Raw genomic sequence first — 24,334 nt, forward strand, 5'->3', positions numbered from 1 at the left:
ACATGGCGACCGGCCAAGCGCCACGCCGCGCCCGAACCGGGCGGACAATAGCGTTTTGTTATCCCGAAACAACCTCTTGCCCCCAGCCTTTTGGATTAACGGCGATCCGCCGGCGGATGCGCGGATTCACAAGAACAACTTAAGAATCAAAGAGCTAGGACAACCTTTCAAACCAGTCCCGCAAACGCCTCACGCCCCGTAGCACAGCGGTGTTACGGGGAATGCCCAGCTATTTGCCTTTCTTCTTGCCCTGCTTGTTGTCCTGGAGCGCCTTGAGCGCCGCGAACGGATGGTCCTCGGGATCGAGCGCGGTGACCTCCGCCTCGAACACGACCCCCGGCTTGCGGGGATACGGGTCGATCGCCAGGAACAGCGCGTCGGTCGCGATCCGGCCGAGGTCGATGATTCCGTTGACGATGGCCTCCGGCGGATCGGCGACCTCCGGGGGCTCCTTCTCGTCCTCCCCCTCTTCGATCAGGTCGGCCAGCCGCCGCGCCTCGGCCTCGGGGGCAAAGGTCAGGTCGATATCCTCGTCGATCTCGCTTTCGATCGGATCGAGCGTAACCACGCAGGTCTGGCCGACCCGGGCGCGGACATGGCCCGTGACCTGGAGCCGGCCGCCGCTCTTCGGCACGATTTCGAGGTCGGCATGGGCCGACAGGACCTCACGCACGCCCGCAAGACCGGCCATGGCCTGTCGCTCCGCGGCCGAGGCTTCGAGCTCACGGTGCAGGCCAGTATCGGGAATATGCGCCACCATCACAGGCACGCGCCAAGGGTCGGGCTCAGTTCCGGTCAACGGTCGGCTCATAACGTTCCATCCTCGCGAAGCGGTGCGGGAAATTTGAAGGATCCGAGCAGCAGCGCGGGATCGCCGGTCTGGCCGAGGTCCGCATTCGCGGCCTGTGCGTAACTGGCGAGCTTCCGCGCGTGATCGAGCCCGACGCCATTCAAGATATTCTTGCAGATCGCCTGCGCCAGCGCCTCGGCGTCCGTGTCGATCGCCTGGTCGTAAGCCTGGACGCGGCCGTAAAAGGCCTCGCCGAAGGCCCGCATCCGCTTCGGGACGGTCTGATCGCCGATGCCCATCTCGCGCAGATTATCGTCCATGTCCTCGCAGAAGCGGTCGAACAGGGCCTGCGACAGCTCCACCCCGCCCTGGGCGACAGTCCGCAGCCGCCGCAGCAACAGCCAGAGGTGCAGCAGCAACAGGTCAAAACGGCCATTAACCGTATCAGGCACGCCCAAGTCCCGGTAAAATATGGGTTCTCGCGCCTGCGTCACGATCATGCCATAGATGGCCTCAATGGTGCCGGCCGGGGCTAGCCGGGGTTTCCTGAAGTGATTGAACGGCCAAAGCATTGTGGTTTCCGCAAGCGGGCGCGCGCGAGTTGCATTCAGAGCCTCCGCCCGGTACTTCAGCGCCTCGCGCGACGCAAGGGGACGGAATCAGTTCCACTATGACGATATCGAACCAGACCAGCCTGCGCGCGGACAAGCGGCGCGGCCTTCATGCATGCTGGCGCGGCTTGCGCATGCTCGCGGCCGTGGCTCTGGTCGGTGGCGCCCTTGCGGGATGCACCGGCGAGCAATTCCAGAAGGGCTACATCCTGCCGCCCGGCGCACTCGAGCAGATTCCGATCGGCGCGAGCCAGGACCAGGTGCTGATCGTGATGGGCACGCCCTCCACGGTCGCTACGCTGGACGGTGAAGTGTTTTACTACATCTCGCAGCGCTCGGAGCGCATGGTCGCCTTCATGAACCAGAAGGTGGTCGACCAGCGCGTCATCGCCGTCTATTTCGACAAGAACCGGCGCGTGCGCCGCCTTGCGAATTACGGCCTCCAGGACGGCAAGATCTTCGACTCGATCAGCCGGACCACGCCGACCTCAGGTCAGGAAATGAGCTACCTCGCTCCGCTGTTCAAGCTGCTCAGCTTCAACTGAGACCTTGATGATCTGACATTTCGGCCTGCGGCGTCGTGCCGCTCTCCGCGCGGCACTTGCGGGCGCGCGCGACTTGCCGTTGCACGCCGGGTTCCATACCCTCTCTGCAAAACAAGAAGCAGGGAGTGGATTCGTGCCCAACAAAGTTCTGTCCCGTCGTCGCGTGCTCGCCGGTGCCGCCGGTCTTACGGCCGCAGCCATCCTGCCGCGATCGAGCCTTGCCGACTGGAAGCCGACCGAGAACATCCGCGTCATCGTGCCGGCTGCGGCCGGCGGCTCGACCGACGTGATGGGACGGTTGCTCGCAGCCCATCTCCAGTCCGCCTGGGGCCAGACCGCGGTCGTGGAGAATCGTTCGGGCGGCGGCGGCACGATCGGGACGGCCGAAGTCGTTCGCTCCAAGGCCGACGGCCACACCATCCTGATCGGCAACCCCGGGCCGAACGCGATCGCCTACAGCATCTTCAAGAACCTCAGCTACAAGCCGGACCAGCTCCAGCCGGTCTCCAACATGATCCGGATCCCGAACATCGTGTCGGCGCATCCGAAGACCGGCATCAAGTCGGTCGCCGAGCTGATTGGCTTTCTCAAGGCCAATCCGGACAAGCTCAGCTACGCCTCCTCCGGCGTCGGCCAGAGCCCTCACCTCACCGGCGCCTGGTTCCTCCAGCTCACCGGGCTGAAGATGACGCACATCCCGTTCCGCGGCGCCGGGCCTGCGCTGCAGGCCGCGCTTGCCGGCGACATCCAGATCCTGTTCGACAATCTCTATCCGAGCCTGCCGCAGGTTCAGAACGGCACGCTCAACGGCCTCTGTGTCACCACGACCGAGCGGAGTGATCTCGCACCGAACCTGCCGACCATGCGCGAGAGCGCGCCGGAGCTTGCGAACTTCGATGTGTCGTCATGGTTCTCGGTGTTTCTGCCGAAGGGCGTCCCTGCGCCCGTGGTTGAAGCGCTCAATCTCCAGGTCAAGGCAATGCTCGAGCGCGACGACATGAAGAAGCAGATCGTCGCCATGGGCGCCCGCGCCGACTACGGCACGCCGCAGCAATTCGCCGACTTCGTGGACGCCGAGACGAAGAAATTCGCCGGCATCATCCAGAAGGAAGGCCTGCAGATGGACGTGCAGTAGCTCCGCACCGCGATTTCGTGGGGCGGATTAGCGCAGCGTAATCCGCCACCACTCGGGCGGCAAAGACGGCGGATTACGCTTCGCTAATCCGCCCTACACACCGTCGCCAGAAACAAAAACCCCGCGGCTCGCACCGCGGGATTTTGCTTTGCGTTGTCGTCTCTGCCTCAGTGCGCCAGGACCGCCAACAGCAGCAAGGCCACGATGTTGGTGATCTTGATCATCGGGTTCACCGCCGGGCCCGCCGTGTCCTTGTAGGGATCGCCGACGGTGTCGCCGGTCACGGCGGCCTTGTGGGCATCAGAGCCCTTGCCGCCGAAATGACCGTCCTCGATATACTTCTTGGCGTTGTCCCAGGCGCCACCGCCCGAGGTCATGGAGATCGCGACGAACAGGCCCGTCACGATCACGCCGAGCAGCATCGCACCGACCGCCGAGAACGCCGCCGACTTGCCGGCGACGCCGCCGCCCGCGATCGCGTAGATCAGGAAGTAGACGACGATCGGCGACAGCACCGGAAGCAGTGAGGGGATGATCATCTCCTTGATCGCCGCCTTGGTGAGCAGGTCGACCGCCTTGCCGTAATCGGGCTTGTCGGTGCCCTGCATGATGCCGGGCTTCTCGCGGAACTGCCGGCGCACCTCCTCGACGATCGCGCTGGCCGCACGGCCGACCGCCGTCATGCCCATCGCACCGAACAGGTACGGCAGCAGGCCGCCGAACAGCAGGCCCACCACGACGTAGGGATTGTTCAGCGAGAAGTCCGGATTGACCCCGGCGAAGTAGGGATGGTGGGCGGAGTCCGCAACGAAGAACTTGAGGTCCTGGTTGTAGGCCGCAAACAGCACCAGGGCACCGAGACCGGCGGAGCCGATCGCGTAGCCCTTGGTCACCGCCTTCGTCGTGTTGCCGACCGCGTCGAGCGCGTCGGTCGACTTGCGCACTTCCTTGGGCAGGCCCGCCATTTCGGCGATGCCGCCGGCGTTGTCCGTCACCGGGCCGAAGGCGTCGAGCGCGACGACCATGCCGGCCAGCGCCAGCATGGTGGCGGTCGCGATCGCGATGCCGAACAGGCCGGCGAGGCTATAGGTGACCAGGATGCCGGCGATGATGACGATCGCGGGCAGCGCGGTCGCTTCCATCGAAACGGCGAGACCCTGGATCACGTTGGTGCCGTGACCGGTCACCGACGCCTGGGCGATCGACTTCACCGGGCGATAGTCGGTGCCGGTGTAGTACTCGGTGATCCAGATGATCAGCGCGGTGACGATGAGGCCGACCACGCCGCACTCGAACAGCGCCATGCCGGTGTAGTCGACGCCGTCGAGCTTGCCGAAGCCGATCAGGTAGTAGATCACGCCGGCAATGCCGATCAGCGACAGGACGCCGGTTGCGATCAGGCCCTTGTAGAGCGCGCCCATGATCGACTGGCTCGGCCCGAGTTTCACGAAGAAGGTGCCGATGATCGAGGTGATGATGCAGATGCCGCCGATGGCGAGCGGCAGCGTCATCATGTCGGAGAGGATCGGCGTCTTGGCGAAGAAGATCGCCGCGAGCACCATGGTGGCGACCGCGGTCACCGCGTAGGTCTCAAAGAGGTCGGCAGCCATGCCGGCGCAGTCGCCGACGTTGTCGCCGACGTTGTCGGCAATCGTCGCCGGGTTGCGCGGATCGTCCTCCGGAATGCCGGCTTCGACCTTGCCGACGAGATCGCCGCCGACATCCGCACCCTTGGTGAAGATGCCGCCGCCGAGACGGGCGAAGATCGAGATCAGCGAGGCGCCGAAGCCGAGCGCCACCAGGGCGTCGACCACGGTGCGGCTGTCGGGCGCGAGCTTCAGCGAGTGGACCAGGAAGCCGAAATAGAGGGTCACGCCGAGCAGCGCGAGACCCGCCACCAGCATGCCGGTGATCGCGCCCGCCTTGAAGGCGAGCTCGAGGCCGCCCGCGAGCGACGTCGTCGCGGCCTGGGCGGTGCGCACGTTGGCGCGAACCGAGACGTTCATGCCGATGAAGCCGGCCGCCCCCGACAGGATGGCTCCGATCAAGAAGCCGACCGCGACATAAAGCCCAAGGAAATAGGCAAGCAGCACGAAGATGACGATGCCGACGATGCCGATCGTGGTGTACTGGCGCCGGAGATACGCTTGTGCGCCTTCACGCACAGCTTCCGCGATCTCCTGCATGCGCGGTGACCCCGCATCCGCACTCAACACCGAAGACGTCGCCCAAATCGCGTAGACGACGGAAAGCACTCCGCAGAGCACAATCAACCATAATGCTGTCATGTGATTTTTGCCTCAGATCCTTGATGTACGTACCCCCGGCGCCTTTTGTTTTTCCGTCAAGCGGTGTGGCGCCCTTATGTTGAACAGGGCCGCCCCTTGCACGAAGGTGTGGCCCTGGTCGGTCACAAGCTTGCCAAAATCAAATTGAGGGTGCAACGCCGGATGAGGCCGAAAAAGCCGATCTCGGCAAGTATTTAGACCTAATCCCGAGCGGCTGGCCGCCGGCTCGGCGCAATTGCTAGAAGTGGCTGTAGGACAGCCGCTTCAAGGCCAACTCCTGGCCCTGCCCATCCAGGAAGCGCGGCCGCTCATAGCCCGCGACGATGGTGCCGATCGCTGTGACGGCCAGACCCACCGCCCGCCCTGCTTCCATCAGCGCATCGCTCTGTGCCTGCGGTACCGTGCACAGCACCTCGTAGTCGTCGCCCCCGGCAAGCAGCGTCTCAACGCAAATCGCGTTGCGGGCGACCAGGCCGGCCGCAGCGGGTGACAGGGGCACGCTCGCCACATTGAGCGTGGCGGAGACGCCGGACGCCGCGCAGAGTTTCGTCAGGTCGCCGGCGAGCCCGTCGGACACGTCCATCGCCGCTGTCGCGTGGTCGCGCACGGCCTGCGCCAGCACGTTGCGCGGCTGAGGGATCCGATAGCGCGAGATCAGCGCTTCTCTTGCAGCTGGATCGGACGTCAGCGCTGTGGCCGCCGCGCCGCCGGTGAGCACATCGAGGCCGAGCGCGGCATCGCCGATCGTCCCCGTCACCAGGATGCGATCACCTGGTTTTGCGCCGGTGCGGCCGACCATCCGCCCCTTCGGCACGCGGCCGAAGGCGGTGATCGAGATCATCTGGGGTCCCGGCGTCGACACCGTGTCGCCGCCGAGCAGCGGGCAGCCGAAGCTCCTGGCGTCCTCGCCGAGCGCATCGGCAAACGGCCTGAGCCAGGCATCCTCCTTGCTGCGCAGCGCCAGCGTCAGCACGAAGCCGGCGGGCGCAGCCCCCTTGGCGGCAAGATCAGACAGGTTCACCCGCAGCGCCTTGCGCGCGATGGTGTCTGGCGGGTCGGTGGCAAGATAATGCACGCCCTCGACCACGGCATCGGTGGTGACGACGATGTCGTCGCCGGACGAGGACAGGATCGCGGCGTCATCGACCAGCCCGAACGCACCGGGATCAGTCGCCAGCGGCTTGAAATAGCGCGCGATGAGGGAATCTTCGGCGGAGGGATTGTGCGGAGTGGTCATCAGCTCGATCCGTCATCTCCCGCCGTCATTGCGAGCGAAGCGAAGCAATCCAGACTGCCTACGCAGAAACAGTCTGGATTGCTTCGTCGCTACGCTCCTCGCAATGACGACCCCATACCTACCCCCGCCCGAACTCGTCACCGCGAAACTGGCGGCCGATCTGGTCGAGCACCGCGTTGACCATGCCGGTCTCCTCGCGGTCGACGAAGGCATTGGCGACGTCGACATATTCGGAGATCACGACACGGCCAGGCACGTCCTTGCGGTGCTCCAATTCGTAGGCCCCTGCCCGCAACACCGCACGCAGGATCGCCTCGATCCGCTTCAACGGCCAGCCCTTCGACAGTGCCTCGTCGATCAGAGGATCCAGCTTCTTCTGGTCGCGCACGACGCCGGAGACGACGTCGCGAAAGAACGCGGCTTCCGCCGGCAGATAGGTATCGCCCTCGACCTCGTTGCCGAGCCAATGGCTCTCGAACTCCGCAAAGATGTCGTTGATGCCGGCGCCGGCGATGTCCATCTGGTACAGCGCCTGGACGGCGGCGAGCCGTGCCGCACCGCGCCGGTTCGCTTTCTTCTCCGCAGGTCCCGCCGGTTTCCTGGTGTCAGCCATCGCTCAGGCCCGCGCCATGCGGCGTTTGATGCGCAGCATCGCGATCGCAGCGCGCGCGGCATCGCCGCCCTTGTTGAGCTCGCTGGCGCGCGCCCGCGCCCAGGCCTGGTCCTCATTGTTGACGGTCAGGATGCCGTTGCCGAGCGGCAGCTTGCGCGACACCGCAAGATCCATCAGCGCGCGCGAGGATTCCTGCGAAACGATCTCGAAATGGATGGTATCACCGCGGATGACGCAGCCGAGCGCGATCACCGCGTCATAGGGCTTGCCGTTGGCCGCAGCCGCGTCGACCGCGATCGCGATCGCCGCCGGGATCTCCAGCGCGCCGGGAACCGTGATGACGTCATGGGTCAGGCCGGCCACCTTCAGCTCGGTGACCGCGCCGTCCAGAAGCGCGTCCTGGAGATCGTCATAGAACCGAGCCTCGACAATCAGCGCACGCGCGCCGGAAATGTCGGTCTGGTCCTTCAGGGGTGCGCGCCGCGCGTCTGCCATCGTCTCAATCCGTTTCGTGAAGTCGTCTCTTGAAGTCGTCTCTTGAAGTCGTCTCTTGGGTCGGCGCGTTATGTAGTCGCCGCAGGCCGGTAAGCCAAGTTTTAAACCGTCATTTCCGTCAGCCGCGCCGCATAGCGGGCCATCAAATCGACCTCGATATTGACCTCAGTCCCCGCCTTCCAGCCGCCGATTGTCGTGACATCAAGCGTATGCGGGATGATCAGCACCGAAAAGGTCACGTCCTTCACCGTATTAACCGTCAGCGAGACGCCGTCGAGCGTAATCGAGCCCTTGGTGGCGATGAACCGCGCCAGCTCCCGCGTGGTGGAGAGCTCGAACCGTGCCATGTCGGGCAGGTCCTCGCGGCTGACGATGGTGGCGATGCCATCGGCATGGCCGGCGACGATGTGGCCGCCGAGCTCGTCGCCGATCTTGAGCGCCCGCTCGAGATTGAGCCGCGTACCGAGCTTCCAGCGCTTCGCTGTCGTCAGTGCCAGCGTCTCGGCGGCGGCATCGACGTCATACCAGGTCTTGTCGCCTGCGACGCCGGAAGCAACCACAGTCAGGCACACGCCGTTGCTAGCGATCGAGGCGCCGTCGGCAATGGTGGTCTGATCATAGCTGCATGCGATGCGCAGCCGGTGCAGCTGCCCCTGCGCCACAGGCTTGAAGCTGACGATCTCGCCGATATCGGTGACAATGCCGGTGAACATGTTAGGCGCGCTCGTAGATGGTGAGAGTATCGTGATCGAATGTCTCGCTAGCATGAACCTTGTAGGCCTGCGACTGCGTGATTTTCGACAGGGGCAATGCATCGAGCGCATCGACGCCGCCGGCCCCGACCTCTTCCGCTCCGCGGAACAGCCAGATTTCGTCGACGAGGTCGGCGGCCACGAACGAAGCCGCAACGCGGCTGCCACCCTCGACCATCAGCCGCGTGATGCCCTTCTCGGCCAGCGCATGCAGCACGGCCGGAAGATCGAGCCCGGATGCACCGTTCGGCGGCATGCGCATGATTTGCGCACCGGCCGCGCCGAGGCGGGTTGCGGCTGCCGCTTCCGCCAGTTCGGAAGCGATCACCCGGAGCGGCGTCTCGCGCGCGGTACGAACCAGTTGGCTTGATGCGGGAATACGGAGGCTCTGGTCGAGCACCACGCGGACCGGCGAGCGCGCTTCCATGCCCGGCAGACGGCAATTGAGCTGCGGATCGTCCGCCAGCACCGTGCCGATGCCGACCAGGATGGCGTCGCTCGAGGCGCGCAGGAGATGCACGCGATTGCGCACGGCTTCGCCCGTAATCGCCAGCGGCTTGCCGCCGGCGGCGCCGATCTTGCCATCGGGCGAGACCGCGAGCTTCAGGATGACGTGCGGGCGGTGATCGCGGATGCGGCGGAAATGACCGGCGTGGTCGAACGCGGCCTCGGCCGCGCACAGGCCCACATCCACCGTGATGCCGGCCGCGCGCAGCCGCGCATGGCCCTGGCCTGCGACTTCCGGATTGGGATCCTCGATCGCTGCCACCACCCGCTTGATGCCGGCGGCGATCACAGCGTCGGCGCAAGGCGGCGACTTGCCGAAATGCGAGCATGGCTCGAGCGTAACGTAGAGCGTGGCGCCGCGCGCCGCCTCGCCGGCCCGGCGCAAGGCCTCAGGCTCGGCATGCGGGCGACCACCCGGTTGCGTCCAGCCGCGGCCGACGATGATGCCATCCTTGACGATGACGGCACCGACGGCCGGATTGGGCCACGTGCGCCCCTGCCCTCGCCGCCCGAGCGACAGCGCAAGCTGCATGAAGCGGCGATCGGAATCCTTGGTCTCGCGGATCTTCTGGGCGAACTGATCCTCCAGGATGCGGAAGATCATTTGCGGATCGCGGCGAGCCGCGCTTCCTCCTCACCGGAGAGCTCGCCGAGCACGTCGGCGAAATCCTTGGCCTCGCGGAAATTGCGGTAGACGGAGGCGAAGCGCACATAGGCGACGTCGTCGAGCGTGCGCAGATGCTCCATCACGGTCTCGCCGATCACCTCGGAGGAGATCTCGGCCTCGCCACCGGTCTCTAGCTCGCGCACAATGGTGGAAACCATCTTCTCCACCCGCTCCGGCTCGACCGGCCGCTTGCGCAGACTGATCGACACCGAACGCATCAGCTTGTCGCGGTCAAACGGCACGCGGCGGCCGTTGCGCTTGATCACCGTGAGCTCGCGCAACTGCACGCGCTCGAAGGTGGTGAAGCGGAATTCGCAGGCGACGCACACGCGCCGCCTGCGGATGACTGAGGAATCCTCGGTCGGACGCGAGTCCTTTACCTGCGTATCGAGACTGTTGCAGTTCGGGCAGCGCATCCGTTTACCTTGACCAGTTTACTTGGACCTTACTGATAGATCGGGAACCGATCGGTGAGCGCCTTGACCCGTTCCTTGATCGCGGCCTCGACCAGCGGCGCCTTGCCGTCGTCGGACTGCGCGATCGCGTTGAGGACCTCGGCGATCATGCCGCCGACCTGCTGGAATTCGGCGACGCCGAAGCCGCGGGTCGTCGCCGCGGGCGTGCCGAGACGCAGGCCCGAGGTGACGAACGGCTTTTCGGGGTCGAACGGAATGCCGTTCTTGTTGCAGGTGATGGCGGCGCGGACCAGCGCCTTCTCCGAGACGTTGCCCTTCAGGCCCTTCGGCCGGAGGTCAACCAGCATCAGATGGTTATCGGTACCGCCGGAGACAATATCGAAGCCATGGCTCTTCAGCGTCTCGGCCAGTGCCTTGGCGTTCTCGACGACGTTCTTCGCATAGACCTTGAAGTCCGGACGCAGCGCTTCGCCAAAAGCGACCGCCTTGGCCGCGATCACATGCATCAGCGGGCCGCCCTGCAGGCCAGGGAAGATCGCCGAGTTGAGCTTCTTGGCGAGCACCTCGTCATTGCTGAGGATCAGGCCGCCGCGCGGACCGCGCAGCGATTTGTGCGTGGTGGTCGTGGTGATGTGGGCATGCGGCACCGGCGAGGCATGCACGCCGCCGGCAACGAGGCCCGCGAAGTGCGCCATGTCGACCAGCAGATACGCACCGACCGAGTCCGCGATCTCGCGAAAACGCTTGAAATCCCAGGGGCGCGAATAGGCCGAGCCGCCGGCGACGATCAGCTTCGGCTTGACCTCTTCGGCCTGCTTGGCGACCGCGTCCATGTCGATGATCTGGTCCTCGCGGCGCACGGTGTAGTGCGCAGCCTTGAACCATTTGCCGCTCATGTTGACGGGCGAGCCGTGGGTGAGATGGCCGCCGGCCGCGAGATCGAGGCCCATGAAGGTGTCGCCGGGCTGGAGCAGCGCCAGGAACACCGCCTGGTTCATCTGGCTGCCGGAGTTCGGCTGCACATTGGCGAAGTTGGCGCCGAACAGCTTCTTGGCGCGATCGATCGCGAGGTTCTCGGCGACGTCGACCCACTCACAACCGCCGTAGTAGCGCGCGCCCGGATAACCTTCTGCGTACTTGTTGGTCATCACCGAACCCTGCGCTTCCAGCACGGCCCGGCTGACGATGTTCTCGGATGCAATCAGCTCGACTTCATGGCGCTGCCGGCCGAGCTCGCCCTTGATGGCGGCGGCGATTTCCGGGTCGGCCTGCTCGAGCGAGGCGGTGAAAAACGAATCGGGCGCAGAGGCGGTTTTGGCGAAGGTCATCTTGCGAATATCTCCACCGCCGCAGCCTTTTGGCGGGCTACGGGCGGGTCTGGTGTGGTGATCGGAAGCGGCGAGCGCGATCTACCACATCGGCCGCCCCCGGCCAAGTAGTTGCGGGTCGGGCCTGATATTTATGCAAGATATGGTGGGGATTGAAGGGTCGTGGGGGTTGGACCGCTCTCTGGAATCGCCCCGATCCGATCATCCCAGAAGAGCCCGCTTCGGACCCAAATGGCGCCCCTGCGCCGGCCGGATTTCCCCCTACAGCCCGGTATACCCGGCCTTCACGGGGTCCACGCTGCCATCGAGCTGGCGCAGATAGGTCAGGCCGCACACCGTCAACCTGTGGGTGTCCTTTTCGCCGGCTTCCATCAAGGTGTTGAGGTAGTTCGTCACCTTGGCCCGCGCCTCTGCGCTCGCCGCGGAGGTGCGGTTGGCGAGCAGGTCATAGGTCTGCATGATGCGGTCGATGGCGGCTTCCATGGCACCCTCTGTTTCTCTGGGATTTTGGGAGACTTGATCAGGCGGCTCGGGCACCGGACTGCGCCTCGAACCTGACAATGGCCTTGTTGGCCAGTCTGATCTTGTTGAATTCGCCGTGCTGGAACAGCTTGATGATGATCTCGAGCAGGCGCTCATTGGTAACGAGCGTGTCGGGGATCGCGCCGGAACGACGGAGATAATTCGCGGCGATCGCGTAGGCATCGCTCACGAGCTCGACGTTCATAGCCTGCAACCCGCGATCGACCAGCATCGCATCCTCCGATCCGGAGAGATAACCGCAAGGCAGGGAACTGGTTCCGCCGGACTGTCGATTTTTTCGCAACCGCGAGACGACAAAACGCGCCGGTCCGGGCAGAAGCCGGGCCGGCGCGCTTGGGGAAGTCTAGGCACGTTTGGCAGACACTTTCGGGAAGGCTTGCCGGTCTTGTTGTGGGCCGGCTTGGCCAAATCCCTTCGAAAACTCAGAGCCGATACAGGATCTGGTCGGTCCAGAACCGCTCGAGGCGGTGCAGCGACTTGTTGAGGGTCGAGAACTCCTCGCCCGAGATGCCGCCGACCTGTTCAACGGTCTTGACGTGCTTCTGGTAGAGGGAGTCGACGATGCGGCGGATCTCCTGGCCCTGCGGCGTCAGGCGGATGCGCACCGAGCGGCGATCAACGCGCGAGCGCTGATGGTCGAGGAAGCCGAGCTCGACGAGCTTCTTCAGATTGTAGGAGACGTTGGAGCCGAGATAGTAACCGCGCGTGCGCAGTTCGCCCGCGGTCAGCTCCTTGTCGCCGATGTTATAGAGCAGGAGCGCCTGCACGGAATTGATGTCGGCGCGGCCACGACGATCGAACTCGTCCTTGATCACGTCGAGGAGACGGCGATGCAGCCGCTCCACCAGAGTCAATGCTTCCAGATAGAGCGACTGCACCGAACCCTGCGGGCCCGAAACGCGCTCTGCGGTATCTGCCGCAGTTGCGACGGCTTTCATCATGACACTTCCCCTGTTGTCGTTTTTATCGACACTTATTCGACGAAACTTGTGTCCCGTCTGATAGGTGCAACTTAAGGGGGGCGTTTGAAGATCGGCTTAAATAAGAGAATAAAGAGATCATGAATTTAAGACAGTGAATTGCGGATTAAGCCTGTGCCACAAGGGCTTTTCGCAACCATCTGTTGACCCTCGCAAGGTCCTGTTCACCCTCCGTGCACACCGATTGTCGCATTCCAGAACAGCCCCGCCCCGTTTCGAAACGCACGCGTAAGAGCTGTGGCGGATATCGCGAGATCAATGAAAAGTTACCTCGAATTTTACGCAAGGAGTGGTCAACCAACCGCGCGTGAAACCACGCGTGTCCCGGAGCTGAACAGATCCTACAAGATGCCAGTGCGCCTATGGCGGCCGTTCGCGCGCGGCCATCCAGGCGAGCGCAAGATAGGCGGCGAGCATGAAGGCCTCGACGCCGACCACAACGAGGCTGCCGCCATAGATGCCGGGGAACATCAGCTCGATCACCGCCATCGAGACGACGGTCGTGAGCCACACCACCGCGCCCCAGGGCGTGGCGAGCCAGAGGCCGACGGCGGCGACGAGCTCGATCACGGCGAAGTAGATGGTCGAGGCCTGCCAGGCCATCGACTGGTTCTCGAACGCCTCGTCCTCGCCGCCGACAAAGCCCGTCACCTGCGCCCAGTGATAGAGGCCCTTGAGGATCGACAGCAGCGCCATCACCCGCAGGAACAGCACCAGCCGGCGCGTCCAGACATTGTCGTCGGACTCAGGCCGCTCCGACGAGATCGCCGCCACCGACATCGCATTGTCGCGGGCGCTGTCTCTGACGGCGTCCCTGGCATTGGCGCCGTCGCGGGCCGCATCGCGGGTGGAGATCTCGGACATGGCCCCCTTCTGGCTGTTTCGCCCCGCAAAATCAATCGGCAGCGCACGTCGATTCAATTCTGCCTTGCGGCAGATCAAGCCGCGGTGACGGGAACCATGCGAGCTGGTATAAGAATAATTCCAGCCGGAGGAAGAGTAATGGCGATCAAATACGGACGTCCGATCGAACTGCGCGAGGTTTCGCGCGGGACTGCCGCGGGAGCCTCCCCTGCCCTCGATCTGACCATCCGCCCGCGTCGCAACCGCAAGGCCGAGTGGGCCCGGCGCATGGTGCGCGAGAACGTGCTCACCACCGACGATCTGATCTGGCCGCTGTTTTTGATCGACGGCAACAACAAGCGCGAGCAGATCACCTCGATGCCCGGCGTCGAGCGCCTCAGCGTCGACCAGGCTGTGCGCGAGGCCGAGCGCGCTATGAAGCTCACCATCCCCTGCATCGCGCTGTTTCCCTACACCGACCCGTCCCTGCGCGACGAAGAGGGATCGGAGGCCTGCAACCCGAACAATCTTGTCTGCCAGGCGGTGCGCGCGATCAAGAAGGAGTTTCCTGAAATCGGCGTTCTCTGCGACGTCGCGCTGGATCCTTTCACCAGCCACGGCCATGACGGGCTGATCGCCGATGGCGCAATCCTGAACGACGAGACCGTCGCCGTTCTGGTCCGCCAGGCTCTGGTGCAGGCCGAGGCCGGCTGCGACATCATCGCGCCCTCCGACATGATGGATGGCCGCGTCGCCGCGATCCGCGAGGGCCTCGACCACGCCGGCCTGCTCGACGTGCAGATCATGGCCTATGCGGCCAAGTACGCCTCTGCCTTCTACGGCCCGTTCCGCGACGCCATCGGCTCGGCCAAGACGCTGACCGGCGACAAGCGCACCTATCAGATGGACAGCGCCAACACCGACGAAGCACTGCGCGAGGTCGAGCTCGACATCTCCGAGGGCGCCGACATGGTGATGGTGAAGCCCGGCATGCCCTACCTCGACGTGGTCCGCCGCGTGAAGGACACGTTTGCGATGCCGACCTTCGCCTACCAGGTCTCCGGCGAATACGCGATGATCGCAGCCGCCGCCAACAATGGCTGGCTCGACGGCGACCGTGCGATGATGGAGAGCCTGCTCGCCTTCAAGCGCGCCGGCGCCGACGGCGTGCTCAGCTATTTTGCGCCGAAGGCGGCGGAGAAGCTGCGCGCCCAAGGATAAGCTCTCGTAGTGTGGGCAAAGCGCAAGCGTGCCCACCATTCCATCGTGCGCGACAGCGGGCAATGGTGGGCACGGCGCTGACGCGCCTTTGCCCACGACGCCGGTGCTCTTGTCTCCCTAGCGTCGTCATGACGCCTCCCCCGCCCCCGAATCGCCGGAATATTTCGGCTTGTTAACCCCTGCGCACCCTTGGCAGGGGATTAGCCTGTTCCCATGTCCTGCCACGGGAGTTTTCCCTGGGAGGACGGACGATGTCTTATGACTCGGGTAGTTCAGGCGCCTGGCGCAGTGATGGCGCGGCTCACGCCTACGATCCCTATCTGCATCCGGAACTGTTTCGCGGTGTCGCGACGCGGCGGGTGTTCGCTTTCCTGATCGACATGGTCGTGATCTCCGTTCCCGTCATCCTCGGATACATCTTCATCGCCGTGTTCGGTGTGGTGACGCTCGGCATCGGCTGGGCGCTGTTCTGGCTGGCCTGGCCGGCCTCCGTGGTCTGGGCCATCGTCTATTACGGCGCCTGCATCGGCGGCCCCTCGTCCGCGACGATCGGGATGCGGGTCATGGATCTTGAGTTGCGCACCTGGTACGGCGCGCCCGGCTACTTTGTCCTCGGCGCCACCCATGCTGTGCTGTTCTGGGTGACCGTCTCGTTCCTGTCGCCGTTCGTCGTGCTGGTCGGCCTTTTCAACGGCCGCCGGCGGCTGCTGCAGGATTTCGTGCTGGGAACGGTCGTGATCAACAATTCCGTTCGGGCGCCGGTGCCCCAGACGGCAAGGACCTACTAACCAGGATCCGCTAGGCTGACTGATCAGATCTGCCAAGCGGACCGATTGACCGGGGGCTTTCGTAGCGCGATGCTGATACTCACTTCGGAGGCCCACGACGTCCCTTGACCCAGCACTCGCGCGACACCCCACAATTTTACCTCACAGCGCCGTCCCCCTGCCCGTATCTGCCGGGGCGGCATGAGCGCAAGGTGTTCACGCACCTCGTGGGTGAGCGCGCCGGCGACCTCAACGACCTCCTGACCCATGGCGGGTTCCGCCGTAGCCAGTCGATCGCCTACCGGCCGGCATGTGACCAGTGCCGGGCCTGCGTGTCGGTCCGCGTCGTCGCCAACGAGTTCCGCCCCTCCCGCAACTTCCGCAAGGTGATGGCGCGCAATTCCGACATCATCGGCGAGCAGCGCAGCGCGGTACCGACCTCCGAGCAATATTCGGTGTTCCGCGCGTATCTCGACGCCCGTCACCGCCATGGCGGCATGGCAGACATGACCGTGCTCGACTACGCCATGATGGTCGAGGACAGCCATGTCGAGACCCGCATCATCGAGTACCGCAAGCGCGGTCCCGACAGCGGTATCACCGGCCGCGGCGAGGAGCTGATCGCGGTCGCGCTCACCGACGTGCTCAGCGACGGCCTGTCGATGGTCTATTCGTTTTTCGAGCCGAGCCAGGTCAGCCGCTCGATGGGCACCTTCATGATCCTCGACCACATCGCGCGTGCGCGTCGCCAGGGCCTGCCCTACGTCTATCTCGGCTACTGGATCGAGGGCTCCAAGAAGATGGACTACAAGGCCCGCTTCCTGCCGCAGCAGCGCCTGGCACCGTCAGGCTGGCTGCGCATCGACGCGCAAGGGGATGCTGCGTCCGAGCCGCAGGATTAGCGCTCTCACCCGAACAGCGTATCCACCAGCAGCTTCACGTTCAAAATCACGATCACCCCCGCAACGATCCAAGCGGTCGCAGCGACGTATGGTGCAATCGCAAACTGCCCCATCTTGCGGCGGTCGGAGACGAAACGAACCAGCGGGATGACGGCGAAAGGCAGCTGCATCGACAGCACGACCTGACTGAACACCAGCAGATCCGCGGTGCCGCGCTCGCCGTAGATCGCGGTGACGATGATCACCGGAATGATAGCTATGCCGCGCGTGAGCAGGCGGCGCGCCCAGCTCGGCAGGCGCAGATCGAGGAAGCCTTCCATCACGATCTGGCCGGCGAGCGTCGCCGTCACCGTCGAGTTCAGGCCCGAGGCAAGCAGCGCAATCGCAAACAGCGTCGAGGCGATGCCGAGGCCAAGCAGCGGCGAGAGCAGCTCAAAGGCCTGGCCGATCTCGGCGACGTCGGAATGGCCGCTCTTGTGGAACGTCGCGGCGGCCACGACGAGGATCGCGGCGTTGATGAACAGCGCCAGCGTCAACGCGATGGTGGAATCCGTCGTCGCCCATTTGATCGCCTCGCGACGGCCCTCGTCGTTACGCTCATACGCGCGCGTCTGCACGATCGAGGAATGCAGGTAGAGATTATGCGGCATCACGGTCGCGCCGATGATGCCGATCGCGATGTAGAGCATCTCGGAATTGGTGAAGATCTCGGTCTTCGGCACAAAGCCGTGCAGGACCTCCGCGACCGGCGGCGCCGCGGCCACGATCTGGACTGCGAAGCACACCGCGATCACCGCAAGCAGTGCCATGACGAAGGCTTCGAGGAAGCGGAAGCCGCGATTCATCAGGACGAGCAGCAGGAAGGCATCGAGCGCGGCAATCAGCGCGCCGCCGACCAGGGGAATGCCGAACAGCAGTTTGAGCGCAATCGCCGTGCCGATCACCTCGGCGAGATCGCAGGCGATGATCGCCGCTTCGCAGGCCAACCAGAGCATGAAGTTCACGGTCGGCGAATAGGTCGCGCGGCAGGCCTGCGCGAGATCGCGGTCGGTGACGATGCCGAGCCGTGCTGCCAGCGCCTGGAGCAGGATCGCCATCAAGTTCGAGAGCAGGATGACCGAGAGCAGCGTGTAGCCGAACTTGGATCCACCGGCGAGGTCGGTCGCCCAGTTGCCGGGGTCCATGTAGCCGACCGAGACCATGTAGCCGGGGCCGACAAAGGCCAGCAGCCGCCGCCACCATGCCCCCGCTGCCGGGATGGCGACCGTGCCATTCACCTCGGCAAGGCTCTTGGTGGTGGGCGCATCAGCGCGCCAACCGGCGGCGTCAGTGGTCAGGTCGGGCGATCGGGCATCCATGCTGGCACAATACCGGAGTCGAGCCTTATTGCAACTCATTTGCAACTGCATCTAGCCGCATCGGTTCCCTGCGGCCGCCCCGTTTTGCCCGGCCCTGTCGGGAAGCGGGTGGGTTTGGCCGTCCCAAGAAGCGCCTACTGGCGGCAACTCGACTTTGCAGGAAATGAGCCATGTCCAATCCGCCCCGCCTCCCCAAAACCTTTAACCGCCTCGCCTGGTCCAATCTGGCGGCACAGTCGGCCGAACAGATCGCGCTGGCCGCGGCTCCCATCGTCGCTGTGCTGACCTTGGGCGTGGCCGAAGGCCAGACCGGCCTGCTCCAGACCGCCCTCACTTTGCCTTTCGTCCTGTTCGCCATTCCGGCCGGTCTGCTTGCCGACCGCATCTCGCGCCGCTCGCTGATGGCGGCTGCCGAGGCACTGCGCGCGGTTGCGCTCGGAGCAATCGTGCTGCTGCTCGCACTCGGGGCGCTCAATCTGCCACTGCTGGCGCTGCTCGGCTTTGCCGCCGTGTGCGGCACCGTCGTCTACAGCGTGGCCGCGCCGGCCCTGGTGCCCTCACTGGTGAGCGCTGAGCTGTTGCCGGCTGCCAATGCCCGCATCGAGCTTGCCCGCACCATCGCCTTTGCAGGCGGGCCTGCGCTCGGCGGCACGCTGGTCGGCTGGTGGGGCGCGAGCCTGGCGTTCGGCTTTGCCACGGCGCTCTCGGCCATCGCCGTGGTGCTGCTCTCCGGCATCTACGACCCCGCGCGTACGCCTGCGCCGCGCCGTCATCCGTTCCAGGACATTCGTGAAGGCGCGGCCTTCGTGTTTCACCATCCGCTGCTGCGGCCGGTGTTCATCACGCAGTTCATTTTCAACACCGGCTGGTTCCTGCAGATCGCGGTGTTCGTGCCTTACGCCGTGCGTCATCTCGGCCTGACCGCCGCCGGTGTCGGCGCCGTGCTGACGATGTACGGCGTCGGTATGGTGATCGGCGCGCTGTTCGCCACGCGCGTGATGAAACGCATCGCGTTCGGCATCGTGGTCGGCCTCGGCCCGGTCACCGGCTTCGTCGCCGCGGTGGTGATGGCACTGACCGTGCTGGTGCCCTCCCCATGGCTCGCAGGTCTCAGCTTCTTCCTGCTCGGCGTCGGCCCGATCCTGTGGGTGATCTCGACCACGACCTTGCGCCAGTCGGTGACGCCGCCGCGGCTGCTCGGGCGCGTCTCCGCGATCAACATCATGAGCTACGGCGCCCGCCCGCTCGGCTCGGCGCTCGGAGCCATCGTCGGCGGCTTCTGGAGTGCGGAAGCGTGCCTCTACCTCGCCACAGCCGTGTTCGGCGTGCAGGCGCTGGTGATCTGGCTCTCGCCCGCGGTTGCGTTGGATCGGCAGCCGGCCATGGTGGGAGACGAAGCGGCGGCGAGGTGCTAATTCGCCAGATACCGCTCGTAGCTCCCCGTCACCGGCTCGCTGGCATCGACCTCGGGGTCGAGCGTGTAGAGGTCCTGCGCGCGGCCGATGCCGCGCAGCGCGTAGCGGCCGGTGGAGACGAGATAGCGGCGGCCGGCGGCGTCGAGGCCCTTGTAGAATTCTGCTGATGCCAAGAGCTCACGATCGACCGAACGGCTCATCGAGGCGATGCGGCTGACTTCGTTGACGGTCGGCCCCACCACGGTGAAATCGAGCCGGTCCTCGCTGCCGATATTGCCGTAAAAGACCTCGCCGACATGCAGGCCGATATAGGCTGACGTGGTCGGACGACCGTCGGCCGCCCGGCGCGCATTCAGCGCCGCGACGTTCTGGCGAAACAGGTGCTCGGCGCGCAGCGCCGCGCGGCGGGCATGGGCCATGTCCTCGCCGGTGAACATCGCGAGCACGCCGTCCCCGATCAACTTCAGCACGTCGCCGCCGGCCTCGTGAATCGCGTCGATCACGGCCTGGGCGTAGTCGTTGAGGAACGGGATGATCTCGTCGGGACCGATGCTCTCGCTGATCCCGGTCGAGCCGCGCAAATCCGAATACCAGAGCACGGCGTTGATGCGCTCGGTGACGCCGCGCGAGATGCGTCCGCCCAGCACCTGCTCGGAGGCACCGCGTCCGAGATAGACGCGCCCGAGCGTGCGCGCGATATCGACCTGCTGCGCCGATTTGATCGCGAGCCCCAGCACCGGCACGAGATCGCGCAGGGCCTCAAGCTCTTCCTCATCAAAGCCTTCATCGCGCCGCGTGGTCCAGCAGGAATAGAAGCAGTCCATCAGGCCGAGCGCGCCGTTCTCGCCGAAGCGATGCACGAAGGCCAGATAATGCTTGTGGCCCTTCTCGGCGAGTTCTTCGATCTGCGAGAAATCCATCGAGGGCGCGTCGGCGAGATCGATCACCATCTCGTCCTGGCCATGCTCGAGCATGTGGAAGAACACCGAGCGGCGCCAGCTCTTGGCGGCGTCGCCTTCGGCGGTCGAGCCATATTCGAACATTTCGCTCTCGTTGCTGGCCCGATCGCTCCAGCGGAAGCCGCGGCCCTCATAGATCGGATGGAGCGTGTCGATGACGACGAGCCCGCGCGAGAGTTCCAGCCCCTCTGCGCGGCAGCGCTCGCAAAAGCCGCGCAGCAGCTCGTTTTCGGGAAGGCCGGTGAGGCCCTGACCGGTCAGCCAGTTCATCAGCGCAAGGCGCGAGGTCAATTGCATACGCCATTATGGCGTGCATTCGTGACGAGCGAAAGGCCGAGCACAACCGAGGCTCCCGCCCGCAGCAGGTCGAATATGTCGCGGACGGTGTTGACGCGCTCTCGGCTCGGGCCGCAAATGCAAGTGATGACACCGACGACCAGACATACGGCGACATGAGCCAGCGCCAGCTTCCCATCATCCTGGCGCTCGGCACGACGCAGACTCTGGCCTGGGCCTCCAGCTACTATCTGCCGGCGCTGCTCGCCGATCCCATGGCGCACGACCTCGGCATCTCCACCAACTGGATCTTTGGCGCGTTCTCGGCCTCGCTGGTGATCTCCGCGATGCTGGGACCGCGCATTGGCCGGCAGATCGATCTTGTCGGCGGCCGGCAGGTGCTGTCGGCCTCGAACCTGACCATTGCCGCCGGCCTCGTGCTGCTTGGGTTCTCGCAATCCGTTCCGGTGATGGCGTTCGCCTGGCTCGTGCTCGGCATCGGCATGGCGATGGGGCTCTATGACGCCGCCTTCGCCGCACTCGGCCGCATCTACGGCACCGAAGCCCGCGGCTCGATCACCGGCATCACGCTGATGGCGGGCTTTGCCTCGACCGTCGGCTGGCCCCTGACCGCCTGGGGGCTCGCCCATATCGGCTGGCGCGACACGTGCTTCGCCTGGGCCGCAGCCAACATCCTGATCGGCCTGCCCCTCAATTTCTTCATGCTGCCAGCGATCAAGGGCGCCAAGCAGGCCGCCGCAACGGCGGAGAAGCCGCACGTCCCGCTCGACCGCACCATGATCCTGCTCGCCTTCGTCTTTGCCGCGGTCTGGACCGTCACTGGCGCCATGGCCGTGCATTTCCCACGCATCCTCGAGGCAACCGGCGCCACGCATGTCGAGGCGATCGCGGCTGGCGCGCTGATCGGCCCGGCGCAGGTGATCGCGCGCATTCTCGAAGCGAGCGTTCTCTCCCGCTTCCATCCGCTGTGGTCGACCCGGCTCGCCTGCCTCACCCATCCAATCGGAGCCGCCGTCGTCGCCATCTTCGGCGCGCCTGCCGCAAGCGCCTTTGCGTTGCTGCACGGCTCCGGCAACGGCATCTTGACGATCGCGCGCGGAACCTTGCCACTCTCGATCTTCGGCCCGAAAGACTTTGGTTATCGGCTCGGCATCATCGGCGCGCCGGCACGGATGGCGCAGGCGGTGGCGCCGCTGGCCTTCGGCCTGCTCATCGACGTCATGGGCGCAAAAGTGCTAATGGTCTCGTCCGCGCTCAGCCTGTCGGCGCTGGCCGCGCTGTTCCTGATCCGCGCCGAGAAGCGGCCGGATTGACCGTGCCACCGCTTTCGCGCACAAGCGCAGCATGACCGAAGACAAGAGCCCACCCCGCACCTTCAAAGGCCTCCTGCGATGGGCGATGACGCCGCCGCAGGCCTGGGGCGTCTATCTCCTCGCCATTCTGCTGGTGTGGCTGCTCTCGTTCTATGCCGGCACGCTGAAGCCGAAGAAGACGCCGGAGGGCGGCCCGCCGCCAGTCATGGCACCGCGCTAAATCACCAAAGTCATCGCGCTTCAGGCGGCCCGGACTTCCTCGACAAAGCTGCCGACCTCGCTTGTCAACTGCTCGGCCTGTCGCGACAGGCCGTCTGCCGCGCTCAGCACCTCACTCGCCGCGACGCCCGTTTCCGTTGCCGCCTTGCTCACACCACCGATGGTCGCCGTCACGTCCCTCACAGATTGCGACGTCTGCTGAACGTTGCGAGCGATTTCCGCCGTCGCCACGCCTTGTGCCTCGACTGCCGTCGCGATCACATTCGAGATCGAGCTGACCTCTTCGATCGTCCCGGTGATTCCGCGGATCGCCTCGACAGCCTCCTTGGTGGCGGCCTGAATTTGCGCGATCTGGGCCCCGATATCCGCTGTCGCGGTCGCCGTCTGGGTCGCCAGCATCTTCACCTCGGAGGCGACCACGGCAAAGCCTCTCCCGGCATCCCCGGCCCGCGCCGCCTCGATCGTGGCATTCAAGGCCAGCAGGTTCGTCTGAGCGGCGATCGCCTGGATCAAGGTGACCACCGCGCCGATCTTCTCGGCCCCCTCGGCCAGCGTCTGCACGATCTTGTCGGTCCGCTGCGCATCGGCCACCGCCCGGCCGGTGATCGTCGACGATTGTGCGACCTGGCGGCTGATCTCGCTGATCGATGCCGTCAATTCTTCGGCCGCAGAGGCCACCGTGCTCGCGCCCACGCTCGCTTCCTCGGCCGCCGCCGCAACCGTTGTCGCCTGCCCCTTGGTCTGCGTCGCGGTCGAGGACATCGATCGCGCTGTCGTCTCGAGCTCGGTAGCCCCCGACGCCAGCAACGCTACCATTGCGCCCGCCTTGGCCTCGAAATCGCGAACCAGGCCTTCGAGACGCGCCGCGCGCTTCTCTTTGACGACCCGCTCGGCGGCCTGTTCTCCAGCCAGTCGATTGGTGGTGGCCATGGCCTCCTTGAAGACCTGCACGGCGAGAGCCATGCCGCCGATCTCATCCTTGCGAGCAGCAAATGGCACCTCGGCTTCCTCGTTGCGGGCAAGCCGGGTCATCACCTCCGAAAGCTTTGAGATTGGCGTGAGCAAGTGGCGCACGAGCAGCACCGACGAAGCTGAAGCTAATCCCAGAACGACCAGAATAGCCGCGCCGGTGAACAAGATTCCCCACAGCCCGTTGGCTTCGTCCAGTTCGGCCACGGCCTGCGCATCGCGCAAGGCCGCATCGCGAATCCCCAGCAGCGAGGCGTTCGCACCGGTGGCTGACCTGCGCCAGTCGTCGACCGATACCTCGTATGGCGTGCCGTTGAATGCAGCCTTTGTCAGCCCGTCGCGCAGCGGCTTGTCCGAACCAAAATAGCGATCCCTGGCCGCGCCGACGCTGGCCCGCGTGTTCTTGGGCGCGAAAACGTCATCACCGCGGTCGAGGATTTCAGCCCAAAGCCGCGCCATCTGGCCGTTCGCAGCGCTTAGTTCGTCCCGCTCCGCCAATGTGGCTGGACGGCCGGCCGACACCAGACCCGAAATCATCAGCGAGACCTGACCGGCGGTCTGCCGGATCACCCAGCCCTTCTGCGCGACATCGAGCAAGTTTCCCGCCGTGGTGCTCAGCCGCATCGTCGCCTTGATGCCGGACTCCAGGAGTTCATTCAGGCTCGCCATCGCCTCGGCGTAGTCTCGCATGGCCCTGGCAGCGCTGCCGCCGGGACGCTCGGTCAGCGGCTTCTGCCAGTAGGAAGCGGCCTCCTCACGCGTGGCCGCGATCTTCGCCGCGGCCGCCTTGACCCGCTGCGTCAAGTCAGCATCGCCGCGGGCTAGCGTCTCCAGTTTCGCCAGCGCCTCGTCGCTCGTTCGACGATTGTCGGCAAACTCCTTGAGCACCGCATCATCCGCCGCGGATTTTCCGAGCAGCGCTCGATTGACGGGACCACGCTCGACGGTCAGGCTGCCGACAGCATCGAAGCCGGCCGCCAGACGGGTCTCCAGGGCGTGCGCCGCGATGGCGTTCTGGTACGCGCTCCAGCGTTCGCTGAGTTGAAGACCTGACGTCAGAACGACGACGCCCGACATCAGCGCTGCAATGGCAATTCCCGACCGCTTGATGGACACGCCCCACTCCTCATTCGCGCCAAAACCTAGGACGTGAGGGCCAGCCCC

25 protein-coding genes are annotated in these 24,334 nt (G+C 65.2%); 8 read left to right on the forward strand and 17 right to left on the reverse strand.

The genetic code is table 11. The annotated features are described in order from the left end of the window. Positions 1 to 229: 229 nt before the first annotated feature. Positions 230 to 811, reverse strand: coding sequence for a YceD family protein (locus FXB40_RS19510; protein WP_148773800.1), 582 nt, complete (start codon positions 809 to 811; stop codon positions 230 to 232). Continuing rightward, the gene (locus FXB40_RS19515; protein WP_148773801.1) at positions 808 to 1,362 is read right to left on the reverse strand and encodes a ubiquinol-cytochrome C chaperone family protein; all 555 of its coding nucleotides are present in this window, start codon (positions 1,360 to 1,362) and stop codon (positions 808 to 810) included. The genes FXB40_RS19510 and FXB40_RS19515 overlap by 4 nt, the downstream gene beginning before the upstream one ends. A 98-nt stretch (positions 1,363 to 1,460) precedes the next feature. Between FXB40_RS19515 and FXB40_RS19520 the strand changes: the two genes are divergently transcribed. Both FXB40_RS19520 and FXB40_RS19525 read left to right on the forward strand, forming a co-directional pair. Continuing rightward, complete coding sequence (locus FXB40_RS19520; protein WP_187436992.1) at positions 1,461 to 1,946, forward strand: outer membrane protein assembly factor BamE; 486 nt, start codon at positions 1,461 to 1,463, stop codon at positions 1,944 to 1,946. Between the two features lie 133 nt (positions 1,947 to 2,079). After that, on the forward strand, positions 2,080 to 3,081 hold the full coding sequence (locus FXB40_RS19525; protein ID WP_148773803.1) for a Bug family tripartite tricarboxylate transporter substrate binding protein: 1,002 nt from the start codon (positions 2,080 to 2,082) through the stop codon (positions 3,079 to 3,081). Between the two features lie 167 nt (positions 3,082 to 3,248). On the opposite strand, the gene FXB40_RS19530 is transcribed toward FXB40_RS19525, so the two are convergent. From FXB40_RS19530 to FXB40_RS19585, 12 genes are all read right to left on the reverse strand, one after another. Continuing rightward, on the reverse strand, positions 3,249 to 5,369 hold the full coding sequence (locus FXB40_RS19530; RefSeq protein ID WP_148773804.1) for a sodium-translocating pyrophosphatase: 2,121 nt from the start codon (positions 5,367 to 5,369) through the stop codon (positions 3,249 to 3,251). 238 nt (positions 5,370 to 5,607) lie between these two features. Continuing rightward, complete coding sequence (gene thiL, locus FXB40_RS19535) at positions 5,608 to 6,606, reverse strand: thiamine-phosphate kinase (protein ID WP_148773805.1); 999 nt, start codon at positions 6,604 to 6,606, stop codon at positions 5,608 to 5,610. Positions 6,607 to 6,724: 118 nt separating this feature from the next. Then, entirely contained in the window at positions 6,725 to 7,219 is a 495-nt protein-coding gene (gene nusB / locus FXB40_RS19540) for a transcription antitermination factor NusB (RefSeq protein ID WP_148773806.1), read from the reverse strand. A 3-nt stretch (positions 7,220 to 7,222) separates the two neighbouring features. Next, the gene (ribH, locus tag FXB40_RS19545) at positions 7,223 to 7,714 is read right to left on the reverse strand and encodes a 6,7-dimethyl-8-ribityllumazine synthase (RefSeq protein ID WP_148773807.1); all 492 of its coding nucleotides are present in this window, start codon (positions 7,712 to 7,714) and stop codon (positions 7,223 to 7,225) included. A gap of 101 nt (positions 7,715 to 7,815) precedes the next feature. Then, a complete protein-coding gene (locus FXB40_RS19550; protein ID WP_148773808.1) occupies positions 7,816 to 8,427 on the reverse strand; it encodes a riboflavin synthase in 612 nt (203 codons plus the stop codon). A 1-nt stretch (position 8,428) separates the two neighbouring features. After that, complete coding sequence (gene ribD / locus FXB40_RS19555; RefSeq protein WP_148773809.1) at positions 8,429 to 9,577, reverse strand: bifunctional diaminohydroxyphosphoribosylaminopyrimidine deaminase/5-amino-6-(5-phosphoribosylamino)uracil reductase RibD; 1,149 nt, start codon at positions 9,575 to 9,577, stop codon at positions 8,429 to 8,431. Continuing rightward, positions 9,574 to 10,056 carry a transcriptional regulator NrdR gene (nrdR, locus tag FXB40_RS19560; protein WP_027529969.1) on the reverse strand — a complete coding sequence of 161 codons (483 nt, stop codon included), beginning with the start codon at positions 10,054 to 10,056 and terminating at the stop codon, positions 9,574 to 9,576. The genes ribD and nrdR overlap by 4 nt, the downstream gene beginning before the upstream one ends. Before the next feature lie 29 nt (positions 10,057 to 10,085). Continuing rightward, complete coding sequence (gene glyA, locus FXB40_RS19565; protein ID WP_148773810.1) at positions 10,086 to 11,384, reverse strand: serine hydroxymethyltransferase; 1,299 nt, start codon at positions 11,382 to 11,384, stop codon at positions 10,086 to 10,088. Positions 11,385 to 11,645: 261 nt separating this feature from the next. Next, on the reverse strand, positions 11,646 to 11,867 hold the full coding sequence (locus FXB40_RS19570; RefSeq protein WP_008131709.1) for a hypothetical protein: 222 nt from the start codon (positions 11,865 to 11,867) through the stop codon (positions 11,646 to 11,648). A 37-nt stretch (positions 11,868 to 11,904) separates the two neighbouring features. Then, positions 11,905 to 12,138 carry a hypothetical protein gene (locus FXB40_RS19575; protein ID WP_148773811.1) on the reverse strand — a complete coding sequence of 78 codons (234 nt, stop codon included), beginning with the start codon at positions 12,136 to 12,138 and terminating at the stop codon, positions 11,905 to 11,907. A gap of 211 nt (positions 12,139 to 12,349) precedes the next feature. Beyond that, on the reverse strand, positions 12,350 to 12,868 hold the full coding sequence (gene ldtR, locus FXB40_RS19580) for a transcriptional regulator LdtR (RefSeq protein WP_148753515.1): 519 nt from the start codon (positions 12,866 to 12,868) through the stop codon (positions 12,350 to 12,352). A 399-nt stretch (positions 12,869 to 13,267) separates the two neighbouring features. Continuing rightward, entirely contained in the window at positions 13,268 to 13,771 is a 504-nt protein-coding gene (locus FXB40_RS19585) for a DUF6163 family protein (RefSeq protein WP_148773812.1), read from the reverse strand. A 138-nt stretch (positions 13,772 to 13,909) separates the two neighbouring features. On the opposite strand from FXB40_RS19585, the gene hemB reads away from it, so the two are divergent. The 3 genes from hemB (at position 13,910) to FXB40_RS19600 (ending at position 16,640) form a co-directional block, all read left to right on the forward strand. Beyond that, a complete protein-coding gene (gene hemB / locus FXB40_RS19590; RefSeq protein ID WP_187436993.1) occupies positions 13,910 to 14,971 on the forward strand; it encodes a porphobilinogen synthase in 1,062 nt (353 codons plus the stop codon). 251 nt (positions 14,972 to 15,222) lie between these two features. After that, positions 15,223 to 15,759: an RDD family protein gene (locus tag FXB40_RS19595; RefSeq protein WP_148773813.1), complete on the forward strand. Its 537-nt coding sequence runs from the start codon at positions 15,223 to 15,225 to the stop codon at positions 15,757 to 15,759. Positions 15,760 to 15,863: 104 nt separating this feature from the next. Further along, positions 15,864 to 16,640: an arginyltransferase gene (locus FXB40_RS19600; protein WP_148773814.1), complete on the forward strand. Its 777-nt coding sequence runs from the start codon at positions 15,864 to 15,866 to the stop codon at positions 16,638 to 16,640. Positions 16,641 to 16,645: 5 nt separating this feature from the next. Here FXB40_RS19600 and FXB40_RS19605 read toward each other — a convergent pair whose 3' ends face one another. Then, positions 16,646 to 17,998 (reverse strand): Nramp family divalent metal transporter, encoded by a 1,353-nt coding sequence (locus tag FXB40_RS19605; RefSeq protein ID WP_148773815.1) that lies wholly within the window; start codon positions 17,996 to 17,998, stop codon positions 16,646 to 16,648. Between the two features lie 170 nt (positions 17,999 to 18,168). Between FXB40_RS19605 and FXB40_RS19610 the strand changes: the two genes are divergently transcribed. Further along, on the forward strand, positions 18,169 to 19,413 hold the full coding sequence (locus FXB40_RS19610; protein WP_148773816.1) for an MFS transporter: 1,245 nt from the start codon (positions 18,169 to 18,171) through the stop codon (positions 19,411 to 19,413). Here the strand turns inward: FXB40_RS19610 and FXB40_RS19615 are convergent. Beyond that, positions 19,410 to 20,669 carry an adenylate/guanylate cyclase domain-containing protein gene (locus FXB40_RS19615; RefSeq protein ID WP_148773817.1) on the reverse strand — a complete coding sequence of 420 codons (1,260 nt, stop codon included), beginning with the start codon at positions 20,667 to 20,669 and terminating at the stop codon, positions 19,410 to 19,412. The genes FXB40_RS19610 and FXB40_RS19615 overlap by 4 nt on opposite strands. A gap of 155 nt (positions 20,670 to 20,824) precedes the next feature. Between FXB40_RS19615 and FXB40_RS19620 the strand changes: the two genes are divergently transcribed. Together FXB40_RS19620 and FXB40_RS19625 are read left to right on the forward strand one after the other, a co-directional pair. Beyond that, complete coding sequence (locus FXB40_RS19620) at positions 20,825 to 21,982, forward strand: MFS transporter (protein WP_148773953.1); 1,158 nt, start codon at positions 20,825 to 20,827, stop codon at positions 21,980 to 21,982. Positions 21,983 to 22,013: 31 nt separating this feature from the next. Then, positions 22,014 to 22,202 carry a hypothetical protein gene (locus tag FXB40_RS19625; protein ID WP_148773818.1) on the forward strand — a complete coding sequence of 63 codons (189 nt, stop codon included), beginning with the start codon at positions 22,014 to 22,016 and terminating at the stop codon, positions 22,200 to 22,202. A 20-nt stretch (positions 22,203 to 22,222) separates the two neighbouring features. On the opposite strand, the gene FXB40_RS19630 is transcribed toward FXB40_RS19625, so the two are convergent. Further along, positions 22,223 to 24,286: a methyl-accepting chemotaxis protein gene (locus FXB40_RS19630; RefSeq protein WP_246207720.1), complete on the reverse strand. Its 2,064-nt coding sequence runs from the start codon at positions 24,284 to 24,286 to the stop codon at positions 22,223 to 22,225. Positions 24,287 to 24,334: the final 48 nt, after the last annotated feature.

This window comes from Bradyrhizobium rifense (assembly GCF_008123425.1).
GTDB classification, from domain to species: Bacteria; Pseudomonadota; Alphaproteobacteria; order Rhizobiales; family Xanthobacteraceae; genus Bradyrhizobium; species Bradyrhizobium rifense.